We start from the raw sequence: 26,017 nt of genomic DNA on the forward strand, positions 1-26,017 counted from the left end.
CGTTTTTTCCCAATCGAGTTGGTTTCGTTGTTCGTCGTTTAGAAAGCACTCTTTGCTTAACACACTCGAATCTCCACACCTTGTTGCTTAAGATATTGTTTCAGTTCGCCAATATTAATAATTTGCTTGTGAAACACCGATGCTGCCAGCGCGCCATCCACGTGGGCGGTTTGGAACGCATCCAGAAAATGCGCCATGGTGCCTGCGCCACCGGAAGCAATCAGCGGAACGTTGCAGACATCACGCACCAGATTTAACTGGTGTAAATCATAGCCGTTGCGTACGCCGTCCTGATTCATCATGTTCAGGACAATCTCACCCGCACCGCGCTTTTGCACTTCTTGTACCCAGTCCAGTGTTTCCCAGGTGGTGACCTTGGTTCGCGTTTCATCACCCGTATATTGGTTTACATGATAGCGGCCAGTAGCAGTATCATGCCAGGTATCAATCCCAACGACGATGCACTGCACGCCATAGCGATCGGCCAGTCGAGTAATTAACTCAGGGTCGGCCAGCGCCGGTGAGTTGATGGAAATTTTATCTGCGCCGAAAGAGAGAATCTGGCCTGCTTCTTCCACGCTTTTAATCCCGCCCGCCACACAGAAGGGAATATCAATCACTTCCGCAACGCGGGATACCCAGCTTTTGTCGACCACGCGACCGTCGGAAGAGGCGGTGATATCATAAAACACCAGTTCATCAGCGCCTTCTTGCGCGTAGCGCTGCGCTAGCGGCACGATGTCACCGATGATTTCGTGGTTGCGGAACTGAACGCCTTTGACGACCTGACCGTTACGCACGTCCAGACAGGGAATTATCCGTTTTGCCAGCATGAAATCGCCTCCGTGACATTAAATTTACCTTCTAACAGCGCACGTCCCACGATAACGCCCTGCACGCCACTGCCGCGCAAATTGGCGATATCAGTCAGATTACCGATGCCGCCGGATGCCTGAAAGGCAATCTGCGGGTAGCGTTGGCTGATTTCACGATAGAGCTCGACGTTGGAGCCGCTCAGCGTGCCGTCACGGGAAATATCGGTGCATAGAACGTGTTTCAGACCGAAGGGCAAATATTGTTCGACGACCTGCTCAAGCGTAGCGTCCGAATTTTCCTGCCAGCCGCTGATGGCGACGAACTTGGTGCCGTTGGCATCGATACGCACGTCCAGCGCCAATACCAGCGCTTCTGCGCCGTAGCGAGTGAACCATTGTTGGACGAGTTCTGGCTGCTTAACTGCGGTGGAACCGATGACGACACGGCTGGCACCGGCTTTTAGTAACGCTTCTACGTCCTGCTCAGTGCGGATACCGCCGCCAATCTGAACGGGTACGCTAACGCCAGCTAACAGTGTTGTTAATAGGGGAATCTGGCGGGCGGATGGATCTTTTGCTCCGGTCAAATCCACTAAATGCAGCACGCCAGCCCCTTGTTGCTGGTAATCCTGTAAACGGGGGAGCGGATCGCTGCCGTATTGGCGCTGTTGGCCATAATCACCCTGATGCAGGCGGACAACCTGTCCATCGATCAGATCTAATGCGGGAATAATCATGACGCTCTACATCTCCAGAAAATTTTTCAGCAACTGCGCGCCCGCAGCACCAGAACGCTCAGGGTGGAACTGCACGCCAAAGAAATTATCTTTCTCCAGCGCAGCGGTGAAGGCTTCGCCGTAGTTGGCTTGTGCAATCGTGTTTCCGCAAACCGGCATGGCGTAGCTGTGAACAAAATAGAAATAAGCGCCATCATCGATATCACGGAACAAACGATGCCCTGCTTTCGGCGTCACCTGATTCCAGCCCATATGCGGCAGCGGCAAGCCGTGATCAATCATCTTTTTCACGGGAGCATCGACAATCCCCAGCGTGGGGATGCCACCGTTTTCGTCGCTGTTTGTGCCCAGCAACTGCATGCCGAGGCAAATACCGAGAACGGGCTGGGTACAGGCCTTGATCAACGCAATCAGGTCACGCTCTTCCAGTTGATTCATTGCCGCCTGCGCAGTGCCAACGCCGGGCAGAAATAACTTATCCGCTTGCAGGACAATTTCGGCCTCGCGGCTGACAACGGGCGTATACCCTAGTCGCTGTACGGCATAGGTCACCGAAGAGAGGTTGGCACAGCCGGTATCAAGAATGACGACCTTCATCAGAGCACTCCTTTCGAACTCGGCAGCGTATCACCCTCAACGCGAATTGCCTGACGCAGCGTGCGTCCGAAGACTTTAAACAGGCTTTCCACACGGTGATGATCGTTGCGCCCTTTGGTTTTCAGGTGCAGCGTACAGGCCATTGAATAAGACAGTGAACGGAAGAAGTGTTCAACCATTTCCGTACTCAGATCGCCAACGCGCTGGTAGCTGAACTCTGCTTTATATTCCAGATGCGGACGCCCTGAAATATCCAACGCACAGCGTGCCAAGCACTCATCCATCGGCAGAACGAAACCAAAACGGCCAATCCCGCGTTTGTCGCCCAATGCTTTATTCAGGGCTTCGCCCAGTGCTAAACCGGTATCTTCTACCGTGTGGTGATCGTCAATGTACAGATCGCCTTTCACTTCAATGTTCATGCGGAAACCGCCGTGCGTGGCGATTTGATCCAGCATGTGATCGAAGAAACCGACGCCGGTGTTAATTTTGCTGCCGCCTTCCTGATCCAGCCAGACGTTCACATCAATCGCGGTTTCACGCGTGACGCGGTTGACGTGCGCATGGCGGTTACGCTTGGTCAACTGGTTGGTGATCGCTTGCCAGTTCAGCCCGCCACGCTGGTAGAGCAGGCCGGCGATTCCCATATTTTGTGCCAGTTGGATATCGGTCTGGCGGTCGCCGATGACGTAGCTATTCGCCACATCCATCAGGCCGTTGTTCAAATAGGCGGTCACCAGTTCGGTTTTTGGCTTGCGGCAGGTACAGTTATCTGCTGGCAAATGCGGGCAAATCAGCACTTGCTCAAAATTGATGCCCTGAGATGTCAGAATTTGCATCATCAGATTGTGCGGCGGATCGAAAGTTTCCTGTGGAAAGCTCTCGGTGCCCAGCCCATCCTGATTCGTAATCATCACCAGCGTATAACCAGCCTTTTGCAGCGCCAACAGCGAGGGAATGACATCTGGTTCCAGCGCCAGTTTATCCAGACGGTCAACCTGAAAATCCTCAGGTGGTTCAGCAATTAATGTTCCGTCACGGTCGATAAAGAGGTATTTCTGGCCCACGTGAGCTCCTTAAAATTAAGCGTTGATGCCCGGCAATGATTGTAATGCAGCAACAACGCGTTCACATTCGTAGCGGTTGCCGATAGTAATGCGCAAACAGCCTGCGAGGCTGGGTTGCTTGTTTTGGTCACGTAGAATAATGCCCTGATCCCACAGCGTTTTAAATACCGCAGGGGAGGCGGTAAAGCGCACCAGCAAGTAATTACTCTCGCTGTGGAATACTTCTTCAATGCAGGGAATATTTTTCAGGGTATCGTTTAACCAGCGGCGATTGGCGGTAACCTCTGCAACATTCGCCTTCATTTTGGCGATCCCTTCGTGGCTCAGCGCCTGCGCGGCGATATCCGCTACCGGGGTGGATAGCGGATAAGGGGCAATGACTTTAAGAAGGAGTTGAATCACTTCAGGGTTTGCCAGCGTAAAGCCACAGCGCAACCCGGCGAGTGAAAAGGCTTTGGACAAGGTACGCAGAATCACTAAATGAGGAAACTCGTCCAACCAATCAGCGGTTGTCGCCTGCGGACAGAATTCAATATAGGCTTCATCGATAACGACCAGCGCTTTTCCCTGTGCTAATGTGAGTAATTGACGTAAATCTTCCCGTGCAATCAGGTTGCCGGTCGGATTATTCGGGCTGCATACGTAAATGACTTTGGTGCCATCCAACTGTGCCTCAATTGCCTCAAGATCCAACTGCCAGTCTGATTTGCTTGCCGCCGTGCGGCGTTCCACACCAAATGTTTCGGCGCTGACGGCGTACATGCCGTAAGTGGGAGGACAGAAAAGAATCGCGTCTTTCCCCGGCTCGCAGAACGCGCGGATCAGCAGCTCGATCCCTTCATCAGCCCCACGGCTTACCAGAACCTGTTCCGGCTGAACACCCGCATACTCGGCGTAGCGGTTGATGACCAGTACCGGCTGACATTCTGGATAGCGGTTCAACGTTTGCAACGTTAACTGAAATTCCGGTGCTTCAGGATATTCATTGGCATTCAGCCAGACATCGCCGTTACCGCCCAGACGGCGGGCAGATTGATATGGGGTCAACGCACGGACATTTGCACGTGCCAGTTCTTCAATGCTGCTCATGCTTGCTCCTTCAGTGCTGCAACACGCAGGGTAACGGCGTTTTTGTGGGCGGTCAGCTGTTCGGCCTGTGCCAAGGTTTCTATTGTCGGTGCCAATTGCAGTAACCCCTGCGGCGTGAGCTGCTGTACGGTCATGCGCTTCTGGAAATCGGCCAGCCCCAAGCTTGAATAAGTCGAGGTATAGCCATAGGTCGGCAGAACGTGGTTAGTACCAGAGGCGTAGTCGCCAGCGGACTCCGGCGACCAGTCGCCAAGGAACACAGAACCGGCGCTGGTGATGTTATCAACCAGTGATTCGGCATCGCGTGTTTGGATGATCAGGTGCTCTGGGCCATATTGATTGCTGATTTCAACACACTGCGCCAAATCACGCGCGACGATGACGCGGCTGCTGGCAAGTGCCTGACGTGCGATGTCTGCACGAGACAGCAGGGTGAGCTGCTCTTCAACGGCATCCGACACGGCTTTTGCCATTGTCGCGTCTGGTGTAAGCAGAATGACCTGTGAATCTGGACCGTGCTCTGCCTGCGACAGCAGGTCGGAGGCGACAAACGCTGGCGTCGCGCCGCTGTCGGCGATCACCAACACTTCGGATGGGCCGGCGGGCATATCAATCGCTGCGCCGTCAAGCTGCTGGCTAACCTGACGCTTGGCTTCCGTCACATAGGCGTTGCCGGGGCCAAAAATCTTATCCACTTTCGGCACGCTCTCGGTGCCAAATGCCATCGCAGCAATCGCTTGCGCGCCACCAAGCTGAAAGACTTCTTTAATGCCGCACAGCTGTGCAGCGTACAGTATTTCATCGGCAATCGGCGGCGGTGAACACAGCACCACACGACCGCAACCAGCGATGCGTGAAGGTGTTCCCAGCATCAGCACGGTTGACGGTAGCGGAGCCGACCCACCCGGAATATACAGGCCAACAGTCGCGATAGGACGAGTGAGCTGCTGGCAACGTACGCCCGGCTGCGTTTCGATATCGACAATCGGCAGTTTTTGCGCGTTGTGGAATGTCTCAATATTACGCACGGCGATGGCCATTGCCTGTTTTACTTCATCACCCAGACGGGCGGACGCTGTGGCAATCTCGGCATCGGTGACGCGAATCGCATTTACCTGAACCTTATCGAACTGTGCACTGTAGTCGCGTAACGCGCTATCACCACGGCTTTTTACGTTTGCCAGAATATCACTCACGACGGCGCTAATGCGGTCTGAGGCGGAAATGGCCGGACGTGTCAGCAACTGACGCTGCTCTTCTGCTGAACAGCGCTGCCAGTCAACGATCGTGCTGAAACTGCCGATGCTTTTGGTGTTGTCAGCCATCGCTATCACTCCATCATTTTTTCAATAGGTAGGACCAGGATAGAGCTGGCGCCTAACGATTTCAGCTTTTCCATGGTTTCCCAGAACAGCGTTTCGCTGCTGACCATGTGCATTGCAACACGGCTTTGATCGCCAGCCAGTGGCAGGATGGTTGGGCGTTCGGCACCTGGCAGCAGGGCAATGACTTCTTCCAAACGTTCGCTGGGCGCGTGCAGCATAATGTATTTGGATTCACGCGCCTGAATCACGCCTTGCATGCGGGTCAGTAATTTATCGATCAGTTGCTGTTTCTCGGCCGGCATTTCGCCGTCGCGTTGAATCAGACAGGCTTTGGAGCGGTAAATGACTTCGACTTCGCGCAGGCCGTTGGCTTCCAGAGTGGCGCCGGTTGATACCAAATCGCAGATGGCATCGGCCAGACCCGCACGCGGTGCCACTTCGACGGAACCGTTAAGCAGACAGGATTTGAAATTGACAGATTTTCTGTCGAGGTATTGTTTGAGCAGGTGAGGATATGAGGTGGCGATACGTTTGTTTTGCAGGCATTCAGGGCCGGTATAAGCCTCATCCAGCGGCATCGCCAGCGACAGGCGGCAACCGCCAAAGTCCAGCCGGCGCAGCGTGAAATAACGTGGATCTTCGCCCTGTGCACGACGATTTAACAACTCTTCTTCCAGCACATTTTCACCGATGATACCCAGGTCGACCACGCCATCCATCACCAGGCCAGGGATATCGTCATCACGCACGCGCAGGATATCAATCGGCATATTTTCTGCGAACGCGATCAGGCGCTGTTGCTGTAAGTTGATTTTGATACCGCAGCGTGCCAGCAGCTCACGTGAATCGTCGCTCAGGCGGCCTGACTTCTGCATTGCTATCCGTAAACGTGTTTTATCCAGCATGGAAACCTCATTAACCTGTCAAATTTAAATTTTTGGAAATAGAGCGCGCATAAAAAAACCCTCGGAAGATGATCTTCCGAGGGCTCTCTTTGTGTTCTGCGCCACTGGAAGATCTGAACGTCTTCCAGCACCAACTGCCCGAAAGACTAATCAGGATGATGGTGATGATGGTGGTTAAACAGAACGCGTGTCATAAGATGTCTCTTTGTTGTGTCAGTATTTATTAAACGAATATCGGTTTGTCTGTCGAATAACCTAAACCATGTGCGGGCTGTTGTGCAACATTTTTTTAGCAGTTCTGGGAAGTTCGTTTTGGTTGGTAGTATCACCAGCATAATCACGTTGGATATCGGCTCTTGATAGGCAGAAAACCTGTTGAAATCGGGTCGATTCCGTCAATACGGGGATAAAAGCCGTTTACTCTGTAGGTGTAGGTGTAGGTGTAGGTGTAGGTGTAGGTGTAGGTGTAGGTGTAGGTGTTAATCACAGATCCCTTGCAAGGGAGAACAGCAGAGGAAAAAGGTATCGACTGTGGGATTGGGATGGCTCGGTGTGTCGCTGGCTCTAACACATTGAAAATATATTCATGCTAATAAATATTATTTCATATGATTTTTTTTGACTCAATTAAATATCGATTAACGATGACTGGTAATCATTATGAAATAATGAAGGTTTTATGTTTCTCTATATATCATTTTATTTTTTAATCGGAAAATATTTGATTTCTATTTGGTTGGTCGTAGTATGTTTTAGATTTTAGAGGTAATCGAATCCCAATATTGCTACGTGCATTTTATCGCTAACTAATGGAGTGTTACATGAATGGTATCGGTAATATAAGTTTATTTACGATGCTGCAACGTGCAGGGAGTCAATACTTTAATGCAAATGTTAGTCGTTCCTTTAATCTAAGTCAGGTTATTTCTTCCAATCAAGGTGGTATTGGCGTAAAAGTGTCACTATCGGATGAATCAATATATAAAAACCTAATCACAAGCATTCAAACTAATACGGTTGAAAGTATTGATGGCATGAATAAAAAAGGAATTAAAGAAATCTGGGAGATTGTCGCAAATGGTAAGGGAAACGCGGAGGCAGATTATCTAAAGGATAGCCCGAAAAGTGATGATGAAGCCCGATTAGCCTTGGCCAAACAAGCGGCGGATTATGTCGCTTCTGGTGAGAACGGGCGTAATCCCTTTGAAGGTGTTGAGAGAAAAACGCTATCGGCAATCGCCTATGATGAGTCTGGCTCCTTTACGACATCGGAGCGTTATGCCGCTTATCTTCAGCTAGGGAAACAAGATAATTCATTTGAAAATTCTGTTTATTCAGCAACATCGATGGGGTTAGACGGTGATGACATTGTCGCATTGAAATCTAAACTCATCTTAATATCAGGAATGAGTGATGCTGAAAAGTCTGCGAAGGGCATCACTCAAAGCGCTATTGACCTCAATGAATTTGAACTCGCGGAAATGGAATCAAAAGCGGAAAAAATATATCAAGGATTGAAATATGACAATCTTAAGCCAGATATTACGTATGATTTGTTGGCAGCAGTGAAAAATGCAGACGGAAACTTTAGTTGGCAATCTCAATCTTCGCTGACACTGTTTTTCGCTATAAAGTCAAATGATGAAATACCTGCAATAAATAGCATGATTTACATAGCAGAGTAATTTTTATTGGATGGTGCAGAGCTGAATGTTTTTTCCGCTCTGCAATCAGTCGTAAAATCACAGTCGATAATAAATACAAGGAGATAAAAATGAAAAATCATCTACGTTTCTGGTTGTTGGGTGGGGTGCTGGTTCTGCCAGCGATGGTCGTGGTGGCCGATGCTACCGCAGCGACAACCAGAAAAGCAGAAATTAAATACTCGGTCTATGGTGGAGAAGCGCTAACAAAAGTTGCTCAGGAATGGAATGCGACATTTCCTGATTTCGTCGGGAAAGGCGCGACTCAAAACGGCAGCTTTCCGATGTATAATGCCTATAGCCAATATTCTACAAGTGTGACGTACCGGAACACCAGTGGTGAAATATGTAAATTTACCGCCGGTATGTATTAAATAGTACTGGCCCTACTTTTAGCTCATCAGCAGAAAAAATAACACCGAATGCCTATTGTTCTATTAGTATTTACCCCAGATATAGTCAGCCGTATGAATTTACTATGAATATATCAATGTATTAGTAGGTAGTCTCGTTTATATGCACGTTGGGGTAGTGTTTTCAGTATTGCCTCAACATTTGCGTTTTAAACGGATATCGCCCGATAGGATTCTGTTTCAATCTGTTATTCCTTTTTTCATTAAATATTGCCATCATCTCACTAAATAGGGTGTGTATGCAGAATGCGATCACCTGGCGTGTGTCGTTAACGCTTCTATCTGAAAATGCCAGAGCAACCTAATATGAGATGATATGCCATAGAGAGAAGAGCCGCAGATGAAAAAAGTATCGATTGTGGGATTGGGTTGGCTAGGGATGCCGTTGGCTCTGGCGCTGAATGGGCACGGCTACCACGTGGTGGGAACGAAAACCACGCCTGATGGTGTTGAAGCCGCGCGGATGAGCGGGATTGAATGCTATCAATTGGCTCTGACGCCTGAACTGGAATGTGACGCTGACGAGCTTGGCGCATTACTACAGGTTGACGTATTAATTGTGACGCTACCCGCCAGCCGAACGGCGGAAGGGGGCGAGGGGTATGCGCAAGCGGTACAGCAGTTGGTGAACATGTCCCGCGTGTATCATGTCCCGCGTATCATTTTTACCAGTTCAACCTCGGTCTATGGCGAGGGCCGCGGTGCAGTAAGAGAAACCTCTCCGCTACAGCCGACGACGGTAGCAGGGAAGACGCTGGTGTCCCTTGAACAGTGGTTGCAACATTTACCGGATATCTCCGTGGATATCTTGCGCCTTGCGGGACTGGTCGGTGGCGATCGCCACCCTGGACGTTTCCTGGCCGGAAAAATCAACCTGCCGCGCGGCAATCATGGTGTGAATCTGGTCCATCAGGAGGATGTGCTGTCGGCGATCCTATTGCTGCTTAAGCTACCGAACGGAGGGCATGTCTATAACCTGTGCGCGCCGGAACATCCTGCCAGACTGGACTTTTATCCTGAACAGGCACGCAGATTACAGGTATCTCCGCCGCAGTTTGCACCGGTGACCGATAGCTCGCAGGGTAGGATTGTTGATGGGCAGCGTATCTGTCATGAGCTTGGGTTTGACTATCAGTATCCTAATCCTTCAACGATGCCGCTGAATGAGTGTTTACCGCGTTAAGAACTCGCGTTGTGATGCGCCCGGATGCGCGAGGCTATCCGGGCGGGAGGCGTTAGAAGGATGTCCAGTCGCTTTCTGATGAAGGCGTTTTTTTGTCTGTCGTTGACACGCGTTTTGGCAACGCGTGGCGTGGCGTTGCAGGTGACGCGAGTGAGGCTGCGCGATTGTCGGATTGAGACACGCGGAAGTGCTCAAGTAATCTTTCTAACAGCACGGCCTGCTCTTCCAGCGAATTGGCGGAAATAGAGGATTCCATCACCAGCGAGGCGTTTTGCTGTGTAGTGGTGTCGAGCTCGCTGATAGCCTGCGCGATTTGCCCAATACCCCGGCTCTGTTCCTCAGAAGCGGATGAAATTTCCCCCATAATGTCGTTCACGCGGGAAACGGAATCGACGATTTGCTCCATGGTTTCTCCGGCAACGGCAACAAGATGGCTACCCGCATTGGTGCGTTCGACCGATTCTGATATCAGTGCTTCGATGTCTTTGGCTGCCTGAGAGCTGCGCTGCGATAAACTGCGTACTTCGCCTGCGACCACAGCAAAACCACGACCTTGTTCACCAGCGCGAGCGGCTTCAACTGCGGCGTTCAGCGCCAGAATGTTGGTCTGGAAGGCAATGCTATTGATGACTGTGGTGATATCGGCAATTTTCCTGGAACTGGCTGCGATATTGTCCATCGTCGTCACCACCTGTTTCACGACCTCGCCGCCTTTAAGCGCATTTTTGGAAGCATCGGCTGCGATCTGGCTGGCATGCTTGGCATTGTCGGCGTTGTTTTTCACCGTTGAGGTGAGTTCTTCCATACTGGCCGCGGTTTCAACGACTGCCGCCGACTGTTGCTCGGTGCGTGACGACAGATCGCTATTGCCTGTGGCAATTTTACTTGCCGATTGGCTGACGCTGCCTACGCTGTCCCGTACTTCGGAAATAACGTGGCGTAACTGTTCATTCATTGTCCCCATTGCGTGGGTGAGCCTTCCCAGTTCATCGTGGCGATCGGTATGAATCGTCGTGGTTAGGTCGCCACTGGCAATGCGTTCTGCCAGCGCAAGGTTATGGATGATGGGTCTGGTGATAATCCGGGTAATATAGATTGAAATGATGATACCGATAATGACGGCAATGAGGCCGATAATCATCGTGATGGTGGCAGAGTTATAGGCTAATTCATCGTTTTTCGCCTTGATAATGGCAGTGAGCGCGTTGATGTCCGAGCTGCTTTTTGTTCCTGCTCTCATGACCAGATATTCTGCTTTTTTCACGTCATCGAAAGCGGTGTAATAGTCAGCATTAAGCTGTTGGTATTGTTTAATGTTGTTTCGTAATGCATCAGCCAGATCTTTCAGGTCGGCAGGTAAAATCGGTAATGCCTGGTAGGCTGATTCCGTCTCTGCATAACGCGCATTCAGCGCAGTTAATGTTTTCTCATCTTTTGTTATTTGCAGCTCATAACTCAGCTTTTGCACTTCACTTAACAAGAAAGCCTGTTTGCTAATAGCGTAATAAGCCTCATTATCGGGGAATGCGCTGGTGTTATGAATGGTCTGAGCTATACGCTCTAATGTAGCTTGCGTGTGCAGTTGATTCACTTTCCCCTGAATCTCAACCGCTTTTTGTGTTGCAACGGACATGGCGGAGACTGCTGTCTGAAAACCTTCTAAATTTTCTTTTAAGCTGTTGATGTGGCCTAATTCATCGGTGCTCCAGGCCAGCGTTTTTGCACTGTCTGTTAAGTCCGTGGCGCTTTTAACAAATTTAGCCAGAATGTTTTTTGTATTTTCATCGGGTGCGTAGAAATATTTAACACGATTTATCTTTGCCTGAAAGACCTCAATGTTTACGCTATAAATAAGATTCGTTTTCTCATAAATATCTCGAATAGCAATGAATCTGTTCATACTAAGCGATGAGGCAATAATCACGAGTAATAAAATAATGCCAAATCCCGCATACAGTTTATGTGCAATTTTTGTGTTACGAATTCGACTAGCAAGATGCTGCATTATAACTCTCCATGTATGACGCTTTTTAGTAAAAAAATGACTACGATTACACTTTTACCTACTAGGAGTTATCGGGCTTTGTTATCCCTATGTTAGTGTCAACGTCGGGGATAATAACGTTCTGTGATGAGCATCAAGATGGACTGTGCAAATGCATAGTTTTTTATGTAAATACTGCCAAAATAACGTAGCTTACTGATTATTTAACGATTTATTTGTTGACTAAATATCACTAACGTATTGGTGCCAGCCCTGACGCAATATCAGGGCTAAAAGGCCAAATGTGACTATGTTGTCTAACTGGCACCCGGCGTTTATTTTGGTGCGGGTGGATGTTTGCTATTCCTCATTTTGTACGTGCGCTCGTTGCCAGAAACACATCGCTGAGTGGTTGCCTCACCTAGTTGGCGATCTTTGTACGGTATAACCGACGCGGATGACCAATTTTGCCGTAACGCATTTCGATATCGAGGAACTGGTTCTCGACGCAGAATTCAAGATAGCGGCGCGCCGTGGTTTTACTGAGTCCTGTCTTTTCGACGATATCGTCGACGGAATACAGTGTCTCGTCGCTATCATTGGCAAAAATCTGTTTGATCAATCCCAGCGTGTTCTCCTCAATACCTTTTGTGGAGGCGGAGGGGACCGCGCCAGACGATTGCAACTGATAGAGAATATCGACATTCTGCTGATCGACAACTTTGTATGTGTGCTGGGTCTTTACAAATTGAATAAAGCGCTCCAGCGAAGAACGCAGTCGTGGGTAAGAGAGTGGTTTGATTATGTAGTCAAAAGCCCCGCAGCGAATCGCCTGAGCGCAGGTATTCATATCGCTGGCGGCGGTAATAAAAATGACGGAACAGTCCATTCCTTTGAGTAATTGGCTTTCAATCAGCGAAACCCCTTCACCATCGGGCAAATAGTTATCAAGCAGGATAAGACGCGGTTTATGCTGCTGAAGGAGCTTTTTGGCTTCAAAAAGCGTAGCGGCAATGCCGACGACATGCAGATTGAAGTTTTTTTCAATAAATTCAGCATGAATATTTGCCAGCTTACTTTCATCTTCAACGATTAAAACATCGAAATGTTCAGTGTGCTGCATGGTATGAATCCCTGTTAGTATCTGAAAGATAAGTAAAATATAGCGCCCGTTATACTGCGATCTGCCTAATCTACGGCAACGCGAATTATTTAGGATCTAGCGGTATAAATAGGGAAAATATGCTGCCATTCGGCTGGTTGGCCGAAACTTCAATGATTCCCCGGGCCTGATTAACGTAGCTGGCGACCAGATGCAGTCCTAGCCCGTGATCGCCTTGTGTTTTACTGGTCACGCCCATTTCAAACAGGCTATCGGCAATCGCCGGCTCGATCCCTGTTCCCTGATCGGCGACTTCAATAACCAGCTCTTGTTCGCTGTCATAAATGTACACTTCGACAGGATAATGCGGCGTAATCATGGCCAATGTGGCTTCCATCGCGTTATCCAGCAAATTACCAATAATGGACATCAGCTCCGTTTCACTCAGTGCGGCAGGAATATGGGTGAGCTGGCAGCGTGGGTCGAAAACAATCTCAATGCCTTTTTCTCGCGCTGTCGCGTACTTGCCCAGCAGCAGCCCGCACAGCGCGGGCGAACAGAAACGACGGGAAACAAAGTCCAGCACCACCTGTGCGCTTTCTGACTGTGCCTCAATATATTTGATGGCTTCGTCGTAGCGTTTTAAGTGCAATAGTCCGGCCAGCGTTGCGGTCCAGTTCAACTGCTCATGCCGCAGAATGCGCAGGCTGTTAGCGTAGCGTTTCACCTGGCTGAGCTGCATGCTGAGCGTATGAATGTCGTTTTTACTGCGGAAGCTGATCACCCAGCCTTGAAGCTCATCTTCCAGCATAATTCGTACCCGGCTGGCAATCACCGTGGCGTGGTTAAAACGACAGACTTCATCGTGGGTATCGCTGCTCCACATCGCTTCGCCAGAAAAGAAGGGCACGGGTTTAATGACGTCATCGACAGGTTTCCCACGTAATAGATGAGAAGGGGCGCTCAGCCCGAGGATCTCTTTGGCAGCATGGTTAATGGCGGCAATGCGGTGCTGTTTGTCGATCGCGATGACCCCTTCGTAGATCGACTCGAGTAATGCTTTCTGCTGCCTGACCAGCATGCGGATCTCAAGGGGTTCGAGGCCAAACATCTGTTTTTTCAGATTACGTGAGAACCACCAGGAGAAAACAAACAGTGCGACAAACATCGCCAGAATGGCCAGCAGAATACGCGCCAGTTTACTGAACGTTAGGCTATCGATGTGAGTTTTCAGATAGCCCACGGAGACAATACCGATCACCTGACCATCAGCAATAATGGGTGCTTTACTGCGTAGTGAGACGCCGATACTGCCGTGGCGCACGGTGATAGCGCTTTTTCCCGCTAATACGTCGAAATTGTCTCCACCGACCATCTGTGTGCCGACGAGTTGATCATTTTCCGCATACTCGGAATGAAACAGGTGGCGCGCTTGATTATCACCGATCACGATATAACTTGCATCGCTGCGCTGTTTTAATTGCTGAGCGAGGGTATATATCTGTTTGATATTTCTATTTTTCACCGATTCAACCAAGGTTGGAATGATGGCGATCTCTCTGGCCTGCACCTGTGCTCGTGTACCCAATTCCGAATAGAGCTGTTTATCGATATCATGATAATAATAGATACCCGTCATTAGCAGTAGCGAAGAGAAGAAGACGATCAAATAGATAAATAATTTGATATGAAAGGAAAGTCTCAATCTCATGATACACGTGAGCCTGTGGGTTAACTAAAAAGTGACTGAATTTATCATGAATGCTATTAAGAATGGACTGAGATAAAAAGACTTGTGAGCAATAACACGTTTAAATATGTTGTTACCAATAAGGCGATGGAAATAAATAGATAAAATTAAACGACTCTGTTTTGTTTAATAAACAACTTAATTACTTTTCATCAACATAATCATATCTAGGAAATAAAAACCATAAACACCATAGAAACCTTAAAATTTATCGTGAGTGTAAAATCATCTAACTGCCTATCTAATAAACAAATTATTAATATAAACCATAAAAACCATAAACGCCTTTAAAACTCAATTTTTAATTTGAAGGTAATCACATAATAATATTCACCAGCTCTTTATGATGCGCTGACAAAATAAAACGAGGGCTGGGTTATGAGTACGACTGATGATTCATATATTGTTGTAAATAATGAAACGGCTGGGAAGGTTTCATTAAAAGAGAAATGGTGGCACATTCTGGATACCTATAAAGTCGGTATTATTCCCGTGCCGCTGTTTGTGCTGGCAGGGGTATTAATCGGTATCGACTGCCTGAATGGCAAACTGCCAAGTGACATCGTTGTCATGGTGGCAACGCTGGCATTCTTCGGGTTTGCCTGTGGTGAATTTGGCAAGCGTTTACCGATTATCGGCAAGATGGGGGCGGCGGCAATCTGTGCAACCTTTATCCCTTCGGCGATGGTGCATTATGGCCTGCTACCAGACGTTGTCGTTGAATCCACGACCAAGTTCTACAAAAGTACCAACATCCTGTATCTCTATATCTGCTGTATTATTGTCGGCAGCATAATGAGCATGAATCGGCAGACGCTGATTCAGGGTTTCCTGCGTATTTTTTTCCCTATGTTGTGTGGTGAAGTTGCGGGAATGCTGGTGGGTATGGGCGTGGGTATTGCGCTAGGCCTGGACCCGTTCCAGATATTCTTCTTCCTGATTCTGCCTATTATGGCGGGTGGGGTGGGTGAAGGTGCAATCCCGCTGTCTATCGGCTATGCCGCGATCCTGCATATGGATCAAGGTGTCGCTCTGGGGCGCGTATTACCTATCGTGATGTTGGGTAGCCTGACGGCGATCATCATTGCCGGTATTCTGAATCAGTTGGGTAAACGCTATCCACACCTGACTGGTGAAGGTGAGTTGATGCCGAATAAAGGTAATAGTCTGGGCAACGGTGAGAGCAGCGCACCTGCTTCTGCCTTTAGCGGTAAAGCCGATGTGACGACCATTGCTTCTGGCGCGCTGCTTGCCATCCTGCTGTACATGATCGGTATGCTGGGCCACAAAGTGATTGGCCTGCCTGCACCAGTTGGGATGCTGTTTGCCGCTGTGTTGGTGAAATTGGCTCACGGTGTTTCACCGAAAATGCTGGAAGGTTCCCAGGTCGTTTATAAGTTCTTCCAAACGTCGGTAACGTACCCGATTCTGTTTGCTGTTGGCGTGGCAATTACGCCGTGGCAGGAATTGGTGAATGCCTTTACGATTCAAAACCTGCTGGTGATTATTTCTACTGTTGTGACGTTGGTTGCGACTGGCTTCTTTGTCGGTAAAAAGATCGGCATGCACCCGATTGATGTTGCCATTATTTCCTGCTGCCAGAGTGGGCAGGGTGGTACTGGTGATGTCGCAATTCTGACAGCAGGTAACCGCATGGTGTTGATGCCATTTGCGCAGATTGCCACACGTATCGGCGGTGCGATTAATGTTTCGATTTCACTACTGATACTCGCCAACTTTTTAGTCTGATGTCATTGAGGAAATAAAAAGAGTCTGAGCTAAAGAAATAATGTTTCGAGACAGACGGCATTGAAAACTCACATGAGTTAACGAAATAAAACCGCTATTACACGTAGGTTTATTTTGCACAGGAAATATTATGAAACTTGCAAGCTATCGTTATAACGGTAAGGACAGTTACGGCATTTATACGGCAACGGGGTTAATCGATCTCGGCAGTAAAATTGGCCACCTTTACCCCGATCTGAAAACATTGCTGGCGCAGAATGCGTTACCTGTTGCACATGAATTTAGTACGAATGTGTCGGATATCCCAGTTGCAGATGTGACATTCCTACCGGTTATTACCACACCAGGGAAAATATTGTGCGTAGGTATGAACTATGCCGCTAAGCGTCAGGAATTTAATGAACTGAATCCTGCGCCAACATTATTTGTGCGTTTTGCGGATTCACAAACTGGACACGCGACACCCGTTATCAAACCGCATTATTCCAGCGAATTTGATTATGAAGGAGAACTGGCGGTCATTATCGGTAAAGGTGGGCAACATATTTCTCGGGATGTCGCGCTCTCTCATGTCGCAGGCTACAGCTGCTACATGGATGGCTCTGCGCGTGACTGGCAGCATAGCTGGTTTACCGCGGGCAAAAACTGGCAGAAAACCGGTGCGTTCGGCCCCTGCTTAACCACCACGGATGAAATTCCCGATCCGCATGTGCTGGCAATTCGCACGTATCTGAATGGCCGCATGGTACAGGATGACAATACCAGCAGCATGATTCACAAAGTCGCTGAATTGATTGAATACATCAGTACCTTCACCGAACTGAGTGCGGGCGATGTGATCATCACGGGCTCGCCGGGCGGCGTGGGTAAAAAACGCAATCCGCCGCTGTTTATGAACGCAGGTGACTGTATTGAAGTTGAAATCGAAAACATTGGCCACTTGCGTAACACAATAGTGGATGCCGCGGTGCCAGTGAAATCGGTTCCGACTGTTGCCGAAGTCGCTGTGCACTAAGTTCAGGTGCCTGGCGTGCTGGTGTGAAAACCGGCACGCCTGCAATGAATGTTCTAACTAATTCGAGTCGCAGGAAGAACCGTGATGTATGCCAATGATTCCGTCTTTTTTGACACGCTGGATGTGCGCCTTCGGGAACAGGAGAGGGACGGAGTACGACAGTTCCTTGCGCACTGCCAGCTCGGCATGGATGACGATATTGACATCGTTGTTGTGGGTAAACGGGGCGGGCGATTGATCGCCTGTGCGGGTCTTGCCTCCAACACCATTAAGTGCGTTGCGGTCGATCCTGAATTCAGACACCTCAATCTTGGCGTGCAGGTAGTGAATGAAGTGATGCAACAGGCGGCGCAGCGCGGCTTGTTTCACCTGTTTCTCTATACCCGACCGGAAAATGTCGACGTCTTCCGGGGATGTGGTTTTTACCCGCTGGTGTGCTATCAGGACAGTGCGGTGCTGATGGAAAACACACCGATTGGCATTCAGCAATATTGTCAGTCTTTGGCGACGTTTGCGCAGCCCGACGTGCTCGCGACGCAGGCAGAGAAAAAGATTGGTGCGATTGTCATGAACGCGAATCCTTTCACGTTAGGCCACCGTTACCTGGCGGAACATGCGGCGCAGTCGTGCGATTGGCTGCACGTATTCGTGGTACGGGAAGACGTTTCTTTTTTCCCGTTTAGCGAGCGTCTGAAGATGGTACAGCGCGGTGTGGAGCATATTCAGAATCTGACGGTACATACCGGTTCGAATTACATGATCTCTAAAGCCACGTTCCCCGGTTATTTCCTGAAGGAAGAGAAACTCATAACTCGCGCTCATGCGGCACTGGATTTGATCATTTTCAGGAAATACATCGCGCCAGCACTCGGTATTACCCAGCGCTTCGTCGGCACAGAACCCTTTTGCCCGGTGACGTATCAGTACAATCAGGATATGCACTACTGGCTGGAGAAAGACCAGACGGTGTCTTCCCCGGCGCTCAGCGTGATTGAAATTGAGCGGAAACGGCAACCCTCAGGATTAGCCATTTCCGCCTCAGAAGTCAGGAAATTACTCAAACTCCGGCAGTACAGCCGTATTCGGGACATCGTGCCACCCTCAACCTTTGAGCATTTACAGCACTATTACGAACCCGAGTACGCATAATTAAAATTAATCAGGATAAATCTATGAAGATTGTTAAGGAGTCCCTGGCGGGCACCTTTGAGTCCAGCGATTTGCTGGTCAAAGTGGCACCGGCAGAGGGGAAGCTCACCGTGGTTATCAACAGCGAAGTCATTAAGCAGTTCGGTCATCAAATTAAACAGGTCGTGGATGACACGCTGAAAGCGCTGGGTGTAGAGGAAGGGACGATCATTGTGGATGACAAAGGCGCATTGGATTGTGTCATCCGCGCTCGCGTGCAAAGTGCGGTATTGCGCGCCACAGACGGACAGCAGATAGAATGGGAGATATTATAATGAATAAGCTTCGCCGCAGTATGTTATTCCTCCCAGGCGCAAACGCCGCCATGTTGTCCAATGCGTTCATCTATAAACCTGACTCCATTATGTTCGATCTGGAAGATGCGGTATCCCTGCGGGAGAAAGATACCGCGCGCCTGCTGGTTTTCCATGCGCTCCAGCATCCGATGTACCGTGATATTGAAACCGTGGTGCGTATCAACCAGCTCAGTACGCCGTTTGGCCTGCTGGATCTTGAAGCGGCCGTACGCGGTGGTGCTGATGTGATTCGTCTGCCAAAAACCGATTCCACTGACGATGTGAATGAACTGGAACACCATTTGGTGCGTATCGAAAAGGCCTGCGGTCGTGAAGTCGGTTCTACCCGCATTATGGCGGCGATTGAGTCTGCGGTGGGTGTGATTAACGCCGTTGCCATTGCACGCTCTTCTGAACGCATGATCGGGATTGCGCTGGCCGCATTTGACTATGTGATGGATATGCAGACGGAACGCGGTGATGGCACAGAACTGTTTTATGCCCGCTGCGCGGTGCTGCACGCGGCTCGCGCTGCCGGTATCGACGCCTTCGATGTGGTCTACCCCAACGTTAACGACGATGCTGGTTTCCTAAAAGAAGTTGAACTGATCCGCAAGCTGGGCTTCAACGGTAAATCCCTCATTAATCCGCGCCAGATTGAGTTACTGCATAACGCTTATGCCCCGACGCAGGATGAAGTGGACTATTCCCATCTGGTGATCAACGCCGCCGAAGAGGGCGAACGTGCCGGTCTGGGCGTCATTTCCCTGAATGGAAAAATGATTGACGGACCCATTATCAACCATGCCAGAAGCGTGTTGGAACGTGCTCAGGCCTCCGGCGTTCGCAAATAGCTATTGCGTGGTGACACCGCAATAGCCGTTCTCAGGAATTACAGGATTAGACAATGAGTCATTTTATTGAAGCACTGCAACAGCAGTACCCGGAAAAACGTCATTTGCGAGCCTTCGCTAACGCCAATCAAAATACGCCGTGGCTGAATGATGTTGCCCAAAAACATGAACGCAAACTGTGTACCGATCTGGAAGAGGCGATTTGTAACAGCGGACTGGAAAATGGGATGACAATCTCTTTCCATCACCACTTCCGCGAAGGCGATAAGGTGATTAATCGGGTGATTGATACACTGGCACACATGGGCTTTCGCGATCTCACGCTGGCATCCAGTTCGCTGATGAGCTGCAACGCGTCGCTGGTCGACCATATCAAGGCGGGCGTAGTTAGCCGAATTTACACCTCTGGGATGCGCGGCAAGCTGGCTGATGCCATCTCCCACGGATTAATGAAAGAACCGGTACAGATTCATTCTCACGGTGGCCGCGTCCATCTGCTGCAAAGCGGTGAGCTGAATATCGATGTCGCTTTTCTGGGCGTCCCGTGCAGCGATGAATTCGGTAACGCCAACGGCACCACTGGGAAATCCAGCTGCGGCTCGCTGGGCTATGCCATGGTTGACGCGCAGTTTGCTCGCAAAGTGGTGCTACTGACGGAAGCGGTAGTGCCGTTCCCAAATATGCCTGCCAGCATCGTGCAAGATCAGGTGGATTATATCGTTCAGGTCGATGAAGTGGGCGACCCGGCCAAAATCAGCGTCGGTGCGGCGCGTGTTACCAGCAACCCACGTGAATTGCTGATTGCCCGTTCAGCGGCGGACGTGATTGAACATGCCGGTTATTTCACCAACGGTTTCTCGATCCAGACCGGTTCCGGTGCGGCTTCTACGGCCTGTACGCGTTTCCTTGAAGATAAAATGCGTCAGCAGAATATTGTGGCACGCTTCGCCCTCGGCGGTATCACGGGCGGTATTGTCGATCTTCATGAAAAGGGGCTGATCGAAAAACTGATCGATACCCAGTGTTTTGATGCCAATGCGGCCGCATCGCTGGCGAAAAACCCTAATCATGTCGAGATTTCCACTAACGTTTATGCCAACCCAAGCTCTAAAGCGGCCTGCTGCGATCAGCTGGATATGGTGATTCTCAGCGCGCTGGAAATTGACACCGACTTCAATGTCAACGTGATCACCGGCTCTGATGGCGTGATGCGCGGTGCATCTGGCGGACACTGTGATGTTGCGACGGCAGCGAATCTGACCATCGTCGTTGCGCCGCTAATTCGTAGCCGCATCCCGACCGTGGTGCGTCAAGTGACGACGCGGGTTACGCCGGGAGAAAGTATTGACGTACTGGTGACCGATCACGGCATTGCCGTTAACCCGGCACGTCCTGAGGTTGCTGAACGCTTGAAACAGGCGGGGCTGAATGTGATGACGATTGAGGCACTTTATCAACGTGCGATTGCACTGGTCGGTGAACCACGCGCTATTGAGTTTCACGATCGCATCGTCGGTGTTATTCGCTATCGTGACGGCAGCGTGATTGACGTCGTTCGTCAGGTGAAAGAAGCCGACGAATAAGTGCTAAAGACATGAGGGAATCGACGATGATAAAGGCTGTTTCCATCTCGCTGGAAACCTTACTCGCGGCGAAGGAACGCCGCGCAGTTCGTCAGCAAGAATGGCTCGCCCGGCACGGTGCGACGCTGGTGTCACTGACGCTGGTTACTCCGGGGCCGATAAAAGATAGCGAAGGCTACCGGCAGGTGATGGCCGAAGCCATCAAGGCATTTTCCTCGTTATGTCAGACGCGAGGCTGGACGGTGTTGGAGCAGCAGACATTCTGGTTGGCAACCGGTGCAGAAGGGCTGTGGGAAATCACAAAAGACGCGCTGTCGGTGAAAGCAGCCACCATTGCGCTGGAAGATAGCCATGAACTAGGACGGTTATGGGATTTCGACATCTTCAGCCCGCAAGAAGGCGCGATTAGCCGGTCAATGTTGGCGCATAGTGGACGCGCCTGCCTGTTGTGCGATCGGATGGCACACGCCTGTAGCCGTTCGCGCCGCCATTCGCTGTCTGAGCTGCTTGAGCACATAGAGGAAAGGGTCAATGCCTACTTTACGTCAGTCTGACGGTGTGCTGTCTGCCACGGCATCTCATTCTGCACTGCGTGAATATCGGGAACGCTACCCATTGCCCGATATTGGGCTGCGGGTGGCGCGTGCGCTGACGATGGAAGTCATGTTGACACCAAAGCCAGGTCTGGTGGATCGCGCTAATAACGGGTCCCATCGGGATATGGATGTGGCGTTGTTTCAGACCAGCATTCAGGCAATTGCTCCCTGGTTTGGACATTTTACCGACGCAGGTTATCAGCATACCAACGTACCGCGAGAGCAACTGTTGTTTCAGGTTCGGCCTATTGGCATTGCCTGCGAACAGGCAATGTTGTCAGCAACGAAAGGCGTGAATACCCATAAAGGTGGAATTTTTGCGTTTGGTCTGCTGTGCACTGCCGCGGGTTGGTTGGCGGGGCAGGGAAAGCGTGTCACGCAGCGTAGCCTGTGCGATAGCGTTTCCGTTATGTGCAGCGATCTGGTGCGTAATGAGCTGGAAACGTGTTCTGGGGCGGCAACGGCGGGTGAACATCTCTATCAGCGCTATGGTTTGACCGGTGCGAGGGGAGAAGCTGCCAGCGGTTTTAATACCGTATGCCAGTATGCGTTACCCACCTTGCAGCAGGCGATTGCTGCCGGTTTGGATGAGGAAACCGCGCTGTTACGAACGCTACTGGTGTTGATGGCTCACAATCCTGACACCAACGTGGTCTCACGTGGTGGAATGGACGGATTGGCATTTGTGCAGAATTATGCGCAGAAATTACTGGCTGGCCCGCTGGATCGTCAGGCGCTGATAAGAATGGATGAGGCGCTGATAGCCAGAAATCTTAGCCCTGGCGGCAGTGCCGATCTATTGGCTGTAACCTGGCTGTTGTATCACTATCCTGCCGAATAGTGACCGAATGTGATAAAGGAGCGGACTCGCGTCGATAAATTTCATCATTTGACCGCTCTTGAAAACTTTTCTATTAATACGCTAAAGTTGTTGAGGAAATTGTCGATACCGTTTCCACCTATTTATATACCCAAAATAATTCGAGTTTCAGGAAGGCGGCAAGAGAGGGAATCCCGATGAGCTTACACAAGTAAGTGATTCGGGTGAGTGAACGTAGCCAACGCACATGCAACTTGAAGTATTACGGGGATATCATGTAATTTCAAGCGCCTGCGTAATCGTTTTTATAGGCCGCCAGAGTGTCATTGTATTAGCACTTATGGGACTTGAAAGATAACGGAGAGGTGTGCATCAATATAAGCCATTGACACATAATCCATGTAAGTAATGGTGGGGATGAAAGCGGTGAATGAAACTTTGAAAGAGCAGTTTGTTAAGCGCAACAAACTGGCTATCTGTGCAACGCTGCGCGAATTAAAGAAGAATGATACGTCTCTGATGGTGCATCATCCTCACGGACAATTCATCAGTAAAATTCTTGATGTCGTACCCGACAGCAACCTGTTTGTCTTCGATTTAGGTGGCATTGCGCGTGAAAACAACCGTGCGCTATATGCCGGAGCGCTGTCTTTCGTCGCCGAACCTGCGGGTGCGAAAGTTGAATTTAATGCTGAAATTGCAAAAACCGTGACTTACGATGGGTTACCCGCTTTCAGTGCGCAAATTCCTGAACTCCTTTATCTTATCCAGCGTCGAACCTATTTCCGTATCAACACGCCGCTGTGGCCGCCGTTGACGTGCCGTGGCGAACTGCCGGATGAGAGTGTTTTCACGTTCACCATCAAAGATCTCTCTCTGGGGGGATTGAGCTTGTATACCGACCGTGATACCACGGGGTTGCTGACCGAAGGCGATATCATTAAAAGCGTGGAAATGGATCTTGCCGATCACGGTTTCTTCTGCGTTGATTTGCAATTTGTCGGCCAGGCGATGGTGAAGGTTGTCGATAACAAAGGGGAAGTGAAACTCACGCAGCGTCTGAGCTTCAAATTCCCTGCACTGAACGCGGCGCAGGAGCGCGATCTTCAGCAGGTGATTTTTGAGTTGGAAAGATTACAAAACGAAAAGAAAAAGCGGTTCCAGGAGTTGTAATTTTTAAACGCAACCCTTTGTTTAAGCTTCACACATAACAGCAACGTTTTTCATTACGAATATTAACGTATTACCTGACTTATTTACGCCTAACTAATGCGAGTCGCAGGACAAAATGTGATTGTTTTGAATGCGAAAGCCAGCGTACACGCGGCTTGAAGTATATTGGGGATAAATAAATGGTTTCCAACGTTCTCAGAGCCTTGTCAGATGAGATCGTCTGGTGCAAAATACGCGCCTTGCAAAATAACCGACGTCTAATAGCGTCGGTTATTTTTTTACATTTATGCTCGTCATACTTCAGTTACAGAGGTATTGGTGTGGTTTCGTACCTTCTTCTCTGTAGTTTAGGTTTGCTGGGTATAGGGTCTTCAACGAAAGAGGCCGGACAACGATCCGGATAGATAATTTTGTGTGTGCCTGTGAGCACAGTGAGGAAAGGAAAGATGGGGCAATCAGTAAGTTTCGCACCGGTGCCCGCCGGTTTGTGCTGTAAAGGTATTGGTTATGGCGCGACGTTGTCGCAAGTTATCTCTGGTGCTGTTTCAGCCACCTCTTCTCATCGTGATTCAGGCGAGTCCTGTATCCACTCCCGTATTTTCAGTACGTTTGCGTACGACAGCGCTGCTGTAGCCGTGATGAACGGAGGTGTGCGTCATGTCGCTTGATACGCATCTGTCTACTTCTGGCACGACTTCTGCAAAACGCGCTCAGTTAAAAAGAACGCTCACGTTGTGGCCCGTGGTCATGATGGGGCTGGCCTATATGCAGCCGATGACCATTTTTGATACGTTCGGTATCGTGTCTGGCTTGACTGACGGTCATGTGGCTACTGCCTATGCGTTTGCGCTGGTCGCCATTCTGTTCACGGCGTTGAGCTACGGCAAATTGGTAAAACGTTTTCCGTCCGCCGGTTCGGCGTATACCTATGCGCAAAAAGCGATTAGCCCGCACGTTGGGTTTATGGTTGGCTGGTCGTCACTGCTGGACTATCTGTTCATGCCGATGATTAACATCCTGCTGGCGAAAATCTATCTGGAAGCGATTTTCCCCGGTGTTCCGTCATGGATTTTTGTGGCGGCGCTGGTTGGGTTAATGACGCTGTTCAACCTTCGTGGCATCAATTTGGTTGCTAATCTGAACTCCATTATCGTGGTCGTACAGGTTGCTATCATGGCGGTGTTCCTGGGGCTAGTGATCCACGGTGTGTATCTGGGTGAAGGAGCGGGTACGTTGACCAGCACGCGTCCGTTCTGGTCTGAGAACGCGCACGTCGTGCCGATGATTACCGGGGCAACCATTCTCTGTTTCTCGTTCTTGGGATTTGACGGCATCAGCTCTCTGTCGGAAGAAACGCAGGATGCTGGTCGAGTGATTCCCAAAGCCATCTTCCTGACGGCGCTGATCGGCGGCGTGATTTTTGTTGCTGTGGCCTACTTCCTGCAACTGTACTTCCCTGATATCTCGCGCTTTAAAGAGCCGGATGCGTCTCAGCCGGAAATTATGCTGTATGTGGCAGGTAAATTCTTCCAGTCCGTTATTCTGGTGTTCTCCTGCGTTACGGTTCTGGCATCCGGTATGGCCGCACACGCTGGCGTGTCGCGTCTGATGTATGTGATGGGGCGTGATGGCGTGTTTCCTGAGCGTTTCTTCGGCTATATTCATCCCAAATGGCGTACGCCATCGTTGAACGTGTTGCTGGTTGGCGTGATTGCGCTGTCTGCGGTGTCGTTCGATCTGGTAACAGCAACGGCGTTGATTAACTTTGGTGCGCTGGTGGCGTTTACGTTCGTGAACCTATCGGTTATTTCACAGTTCTATATTCGTGAACGCCGTAACCGTACCGTGAAAGATACCATTAACTTCCTCGTGTTGCCTGTACTGGGCGCGTTAACGGTAGGAGCGCTGTGGGTGAATTTGGAAGCCAGTTCGATGACGTTGGGTCTGGTGTGGGCGACGATCGGATTGCTCTATCTGGCGTTTGTGACGCGCAGCTTCCGTCAGCCAGTGCCGCAATGTAGTGAAGAGCCAGTATAAGCTCGTTGATGATTTAGCTATGAAAAAGCGGAGCCT

At 49.9% G+C, this 26,017-nt stretch carries 26 protein-coding genes and 1 other annotated feature; of the genes, 14 read left to right on the forward strand and 12 right to left on the reverse strand.

The annotated features are described in order from the left end of the window. Nucleotides 1-56: 56 nt before the first annotated feature. From hisF to E2566_RS09270, 9 genes are all read right to left on the reverse strand, one after another. Complete coding sequence (gene hisF, locus E2566_RS09230) at nucleotides 57-833, reverse strand: imidazole glycerol phosphate synthase subunit HisF (RefSeq protein ID WP_107169743.1); 777 nt, start codon at nucleotides 831-833, stop codon at nucleotides 57-59. Beyond that, nucleotides 815-1,552 (reverse strand): 1-(5-phosphoribosyl)-5-[(5-phosphoribosylamino)methylideneamino]imidazole-4-carboxamide isomerase, encoded by a 738-nt coding sequence (hisA, locus tag E2566_RS09235; protein ID WP_107169742.1) that lies wholly within the window; start codon nucleotides 1,550-1,552, stop codon nucleotides 815-817. Before hisA ends, hisF begins: the two co-directional genes overlap by 19 nt. A 6-nt stretch (nucleotides 1,553-1,558) precedes the next feature. Further along, complete coding sequence (gene hisH / locus E2566_RS09240; protein WP_107169741.1) at nucleotides 1,559-2,149, reverse strand: imidazole glycerol phosphate synthase subunit HisH; 591 nt, start codon at nucleotides 2,147-2,149, stop codon at nucleotides 1,559-1,561. Continuing rightward, nucleotides 2,149-3,216, reverse strand: coding sequence for a bifunctional histidinol-phosphatase/imidazoleglycerol-phosphate dehydratase HisB (gene hisB, locus E2566_RS09245; protein ID WP_107169740.1), 1,068 nt, complete (start codon nucleotides 3,214-3,216; stop codon nucleotides 2,149-2,151). The genes hisH and hisB overlap by 1 nt, the downstream gene beginning before the upstream one ends. A 15-nt stretch (nucleotides 3,217-3,231) precedes the next feature. Beyond that, nucleotides 3,232-4,305, reverse strand: a complete 1,074-nt coding sequence (hisC, locus tag E2566_RS09250) for a histidinol-phosphate transaminase (RefSeq protein ID WP_107169739.1) — start codon at nucleotides 4,303-4,305, stop codon at nucleotides 3,232-3,234. Next, entirely contained in the window at nucleotides 4,302-5,630 is a 1,329-nt protein-coding gene (hisD, locus tag E2566_RS09255; RefSeq protein WP_107169738.1) for a histidinol dehydrogenase, read from the reverse strand. Before hisD ends, hisC begins: the two co-directional genes overlap by 4 nt. A gap of 5 nt (nucleotides 5,631-5,635) precedes the next feature. Further along, nucleotides 5,636-6,535, reverse strand: coding sequence for an ATP phosphoribosyltransferase (gene hisG / locus E2566_RS09260; protein WP_107169737.1), 900 nt, complete (start codon nucleotides 6,533-6,535; stop codon nucleotides 5,636-5,638). A gap of 49 nt (nucleotides 6,536-6,584) precedes the next feature. Continuing rightward, nucleotides 6,585-6,706: a sequence feature (His leader region), on the reverse strand. After that, nucleotides 6,682-6,729, reverse strand: coding sequence for a his operon leader peptide (gene hisL, locus E2566_RS09265; protein WP_106389040.1), 48 nt, complete (start codon nucleotides 6,727-6,729; stop codon nucleotides 6,682-6,684). It overlaps the preceding feature by 25 nt. A gap of 143 nt (nucleotides 6,730-6,872) precedes the next feature. Next, the gene (locus E2566_RS09270; protein WP_168444499.1) at nucleotides 6,873-7,022 is read right to left on the reverse strand and encodes a hypothetical protein; all 150 of its coding nucleotides are present in this window, start codon (nucleotides 7,020-7,022) and stop codon (nucleotides 6,873-6,875) included. A gap of 334 nt (nucleotides 7,023-7,356) precedes the next feature. Between E2566_RS09270 and E2566_RS09275 the strand changes: the two genes are divergently transcribed. The 3 genes from E2566_RS09275 (at nucleotide 7,357) to E2566_RS09285 (ending at nucleotide 9,834) form a co-directional block, all read left to right on the forward strand. Beyond that, nucleotides 7,357-8,220 carry a hypothetical protein gene (locus E2566_RS09275; RefSeq protein ID WP_107169736.1) on the forward strand — a complete coding sequence of 288 codons (864 nt, stop codon included), beginning with the start codon at nucleotides 7,357-7,359 and terminating at the stop codon, nucleotides 8,218-8,220. Between the two features lie 89 nt (nucleotides 8,221-8,309). Further along, a complete protein-coding gene (locus tag E2566_RS09280) occupies nucleotides 8,310-8,612 on the forward strand; it encodes a hypothetical protein (RefSeq protein ID WP_107169735.1) in 303 nt (100 codons plus the stop codon). Between the two features lie 379 nt (nucleotides 8,613-8,991). After that, nucleotides 8,992-9,834, forward strand: a complete 843-nt coding sequence (locus E2566_RS09285) for an SDR family oxidoreductase (protein ID WP_107169734.1) — start codon at nucleotides 8,992-8,994, stop codon at nucleotides 9,832-9,834. A 52-nt stretch (nucleotides 9,835-9,886) separates the two neighbouring features. Here E2566_RS09285 and E2566_RS09290 read toward each other — a convergent pair whose 3' ends face one another. From E2566_RS09290 to E2566_RS09300, 3 genes are all read right to left on the reverse strand, one after another. Beyond that, the gene (locus tag E2566_RS09290; protein ID WP_107169733.1) at nucleotides 9,887-11,839 is read right to left on the reverse strand and encodes a methyl-accepting chemotaxis protein; all 1,953 of its coding nucleotides are present in this window, start codon (nucleotides 11,837-11,839) and stop codon (nucleotides 9,887-9,889) included. A 400-nt stretch (nucleotides 11,840-12,239) separates the two neighbouring features. Next, on the reverse strand, nucleotides 12,240-12,941 hold the full coding sequence (locus tag E2566_RS09295; protein WP_107169732.1) for a response regulator: 702 nt from the start codon (nucleotides 12,939-12,941) through the stop codon (nucleotides 12,240-12,242). A gap of 85 nt (nucleotides 12,942-13,026) precedes the next feature. Further along, nucleotides 13,027-14,631 (reverse strand): ATP-binding protein, encoded by a 1,605-nt coding sequence (locus E2566_RS09300; protein WP_107169731.1) that lies wholly within the window; start codon nucleotides 14,629-14,631, stop codon nucleotides 13,027-13,029. Between the two features lie 417 nt (nucleotides 14,632-15,048). Between E2566_RS09300 and E2566_RS09305 the strand changes: the two genes are divergently transcribed. From E2566_RS09305 to E2566_RS09355, 11 genes are all read left to right on the forward strand, one after another. Beyond that, on the forward strand, nucleotides 15,049-16,419 hold the full coding sequence (locus E2566_RS09305; protein WP_168444500.1) for a 2-hydroxycarboxylate transporter family protein: 1,371 nt from the start codon (nucleotides 15,049-15,051) through the stop codon (nucleotides 16,417-16,419). A gap of 130 nt (nucleotides 16,420-16,549) precedes the next feature. Then, on the forward strand, nucleotides 16,550-17,434 hold the full coding sequence (locus E2566_RS09310) for a fumarylacetoacetate hydrolase family protein (protein ID WP_107171159.1): 885 nt from the start codon (nucleotides 16,550-16,552) through the stop codon (nucleotides 17,432-17,434). Between the two features lie 84 nt (nucleotides 17,435-17,518). Next, entirely contained in the window at nucleotides 17,519-18,583 is a 1,065-nt protein-coding gene (gene citC, locus E2566_RS09315) for a [citrate (pro-3S)-lyase] ligase (protein ID WP_107171158.1), read from the forward strand. A gap of 23 nt (nucleotides 18,584-18,606) precedes the next feature. After that, nucleotides 18,607-18,897 carry a citrate lyase acyl carrier protein gene (gene citD, locus E2566_RS09320; protein WP_107171157.1) on the forward strand — a complete coding sequence of 97 codons (291 nt, stop codon included), beginning with the start codon at nucleotides 18,607-18,609 and terminating at the stop codon, nucleotides 18,895-18,897. Next, nucleotides 18,897-19,772: a citrate (pro-3S)-lyase subunit beta gene (gene citE / locus E2566_RS09325; RefSeq protein ID WP_107171156.1), complete on the forward strand. Its 876-nt coding sequence runs from the start codon at nucleotides 18,897-18,899 to the stop codon at nucleotides 19,770-19,772. Before citD ends, citE begins: the two co-directional genes overlap by 1 nt. Before the next feature lie 53 nt (nucleotides 19,773-19,825). Continuing rightward, nucleotides 19,826-21,355 carry a citrate lyase subunit alpha gene (citF, locus tag E2566_RS09330; protein ID WP_107171155.1) on the forward strand — a complete coding sequence of 510 codons (1,530 nt, stop codon included), beginning with the start codon at nucleotides 19,826-19,828 and terminating at the stop codon, nucleotides 21,353-21,355. Between the two features lie 26 nt (nucleotides 21,356-21,381). Beyond that, nucleotides 21,382-21,909: a citrate lyase holo-[acyl-carrier protein] synthase gene (citX, locus tag E2566_RS09335; protein ID WP_107171154.1), complete on the forward strand. Its 528-nt coding sequence runs from the start codon at nucleotides 21,382-21,384 to the stop codon at nucleotides 21,907-21,909. After that, nucleotides 21,887-22,792 (forward strand): triphosphoribosyl-dephospho-CoA synthase CitG, encoded by a 906-nt coding sequence (citG, locus tag E2566_RS09340; RefSeq protein ID WP_107171153.1) that lies wholly within the window; start codon nucleotides 21,887-21,889, stop codon nucleotides 22,790-22,792. Before citX ends, citG begins: the two co-directional genes overlap by 23 nt. A gap of 396 nt (nucleotides 22,793-23,188) precedes the next feature. Further along, the gene (locus E2566_RS09345; RefSeq protein WP_107168267.1) at nucleotides 23,189-23,944 is read left to right on the forward strand and encodes a flagellar brake protein; all 756 of its coding nucleotides are present in this window, start codon (nucleotides 23,189-23,191) and stop codon (nucleotides 23,942-23,944) included. Between the two features lie 446 nt (nucleotides 23,945-24,390). Continuing rightward, nucleotides 24,391-24,612, forward strand: a complete 222-nt coding sequence (locus E2566_RS09350) for a hypothetical protein (protein ID WP_107168266.1) — start codon at nucleotides 24,391-24,393, stop codon at nucleotides 24,610-24,612. Next, on the forward strand, nucleotides 24,602-25,981 hold the full coding sequence (locus E2566_RS09355) for an APC family permease (RefSeq protein WP_107168265.1): 1,380 nt from the start codon (nucleotides 24,602-24,604) through the stop codon (nucleotides 25,979-25,981). The genes E2566_RS09350 and E2566_RS09355 overlap by 11 nt, the downstream gene beginning before the upstream one ends. The last annotated feature ends 36 nt before the right edge of the window (nucleotides 25,982-26,017 follow it).

Source organism: Pectobacterium punjabense, from assembly GCF_012427845.1.
In the GTDB taxonomy this organism is placed as follows: domain Bacteria; phylum Pseudomonadota; class Gammaproteobacteria; order Enterobacterales; family Enterobacteriaceae; genus Pectobacterium; species Pectobacterium punjabense.

Bases quoted from the DNA above. Each gene is read 5' to 3' on its own strand.
- hisF (WP_107169743.1), bottom strand. From the start codon at position 833: ATGCTGGCAAAACGGATAATTCCCTGTCTGGACGTGCGTAACGGTCAG.
- hisA (WP_107169742.1), bottom strand. From the start codon at position 1,552: ATGATTATTCCCGCATTAGATCTGATCGATGGACAGGTTGTCCGCCTG.
- hisH (WP_107169741.1), bottom strand. From the start codon at position 2,149: ATGAAGGTCGTCATTCTTGATACCGGCTGTGCCAACCTCTCTTCGGTG.
- hisC (WP_107169739.1), bottom strand. From the start codon at position 4,305: ATGAGCAGCATTGAAGAACTGGCACGTGCAAATGTCCGTGCGTTGACC.
- hisD (WP_107169738.1), bottom strand. From the start codon at position 5,630: ATGGCTGACAACACCAAAAGCATCGGCAGTTTCAGCACGATCGTTGAC.
- hisG (WP_107169737.1), bottom strand. From the start codon at position 6,535: ATGCTGGATAAAACACGTTTACGGATAGCAATGCAGAAGTCAGGCCGC.
- E2566_RS09275 (WP_107169736.1), top strand. From the start codon at position 7,357: ATGAATGGTATCGGTAATATAAGTTTATTTACGATGCTGCAACGTGCA.
- E2566_RS09280 (WP_107169735.1), top strand. From the start codon at position 8,310: ATGAAAAATCATCTACGTTTCTGGTTGTTGGGTGGGGTGCTGGTTCTG.
- E2566_RS09285 (WP_107169734.1), top strand. From the start codon at position 8,992: ATGAAAAAAGTATCGATTGTGGGATTGGGTTGGCTAGGGATGCCGTTG.
- E2566_RS09290 (WP_107169733.1), bottom strand. From the start codon at position 11,839: ATGCAGCATCTTGCTAGTCGAATTCGTAACACAAAAATTGCACATAAA.
- E2566_RS09295 (WP_107169732.1), bottom strand. From the start codon at position 12,941: ATGCAGCACACTGAACATTTCGATGTTTTAATCGTTGAAGATGAAAGT.
- E2566_RS09300 (WP_107169731.1), bottom strand. From the start codon at position 14,631: ATGAGATTGAGACTTTCCTTTCATATCAAATTATTTATCTATTTGATC.
- E2566_RS09305 (WP_168444500.1), top strand. From the start codon at position 15,049: ATGAGTACGACTGATGATTCATATATTGTTGTAAATAATGAAACGGCT.
- E2566_RS09310 (WP_107171159.1), top strand. From the start codon at position 16,550: ATGAAACTTGCAAGCTATCGTTATAACGGTAAGGACAGTTACGGCATT.
- citC (WP_107171158.1), top strand. From the start codon at position 17,519: ATGTATGCCAATGATTCCGTCTTTTTTGACACGCTGGATGTGCGCCTT.
- citD (WP_107171157.1), top strand. From the start codon at position 18,607: ATGAAGATTGTTAAGGAGTCCCTGGCGGGCACCTTTGAGTCCAGCGAT.
- citE (WP_107171156.1), top strand. From the start codon at position 18,897: ATGAATAAGCTTCGCCGCAGTATGTTATTCCTCCCAGGCGCAAACGCC.
- citF (WP_107171155.1), top strand. From the start codon at position 19,826: ATGAGTCATTTTATTGAAGCACTGCAACAGCAGTACCCGGAAAAACGT.
- citX (WP_107171154.1), top strand. From the start codon at position 21,382: ATGATAAAGGCTGTTTCCATCTCGCTGGAAACCTTACTCGCGGCGAAG.
- citG (WP_107171153.1), top strand. From the start codon at position 21,887: ATGCCTACTTTACGTCAGTCTGACGGTGTGCTGTCTGCCACGGCATCT.
- E2566_RS09345 (WP_107168267.1), top strand. From the start codon at position 23,189: ATGAAAGCGGTGAATGAAACTTTGAAAGAGCAGTTTGTTAAGCGCAAC.
- E2566_RS09350 (WP_107168266.1), top strand. From the start codon at position 24,391: ATGGGGCAATCAGTAAGTTTCGCACCGGTGCCCGCCGGTTTGTGCTGT.
- E2566_RS09355 (WP_107168265.1), top strand. From the start codon at position 24,602: ATGTCGCTTGATACGCATCTGTCTACTTCTGGCACGACTTCTGCAAAA.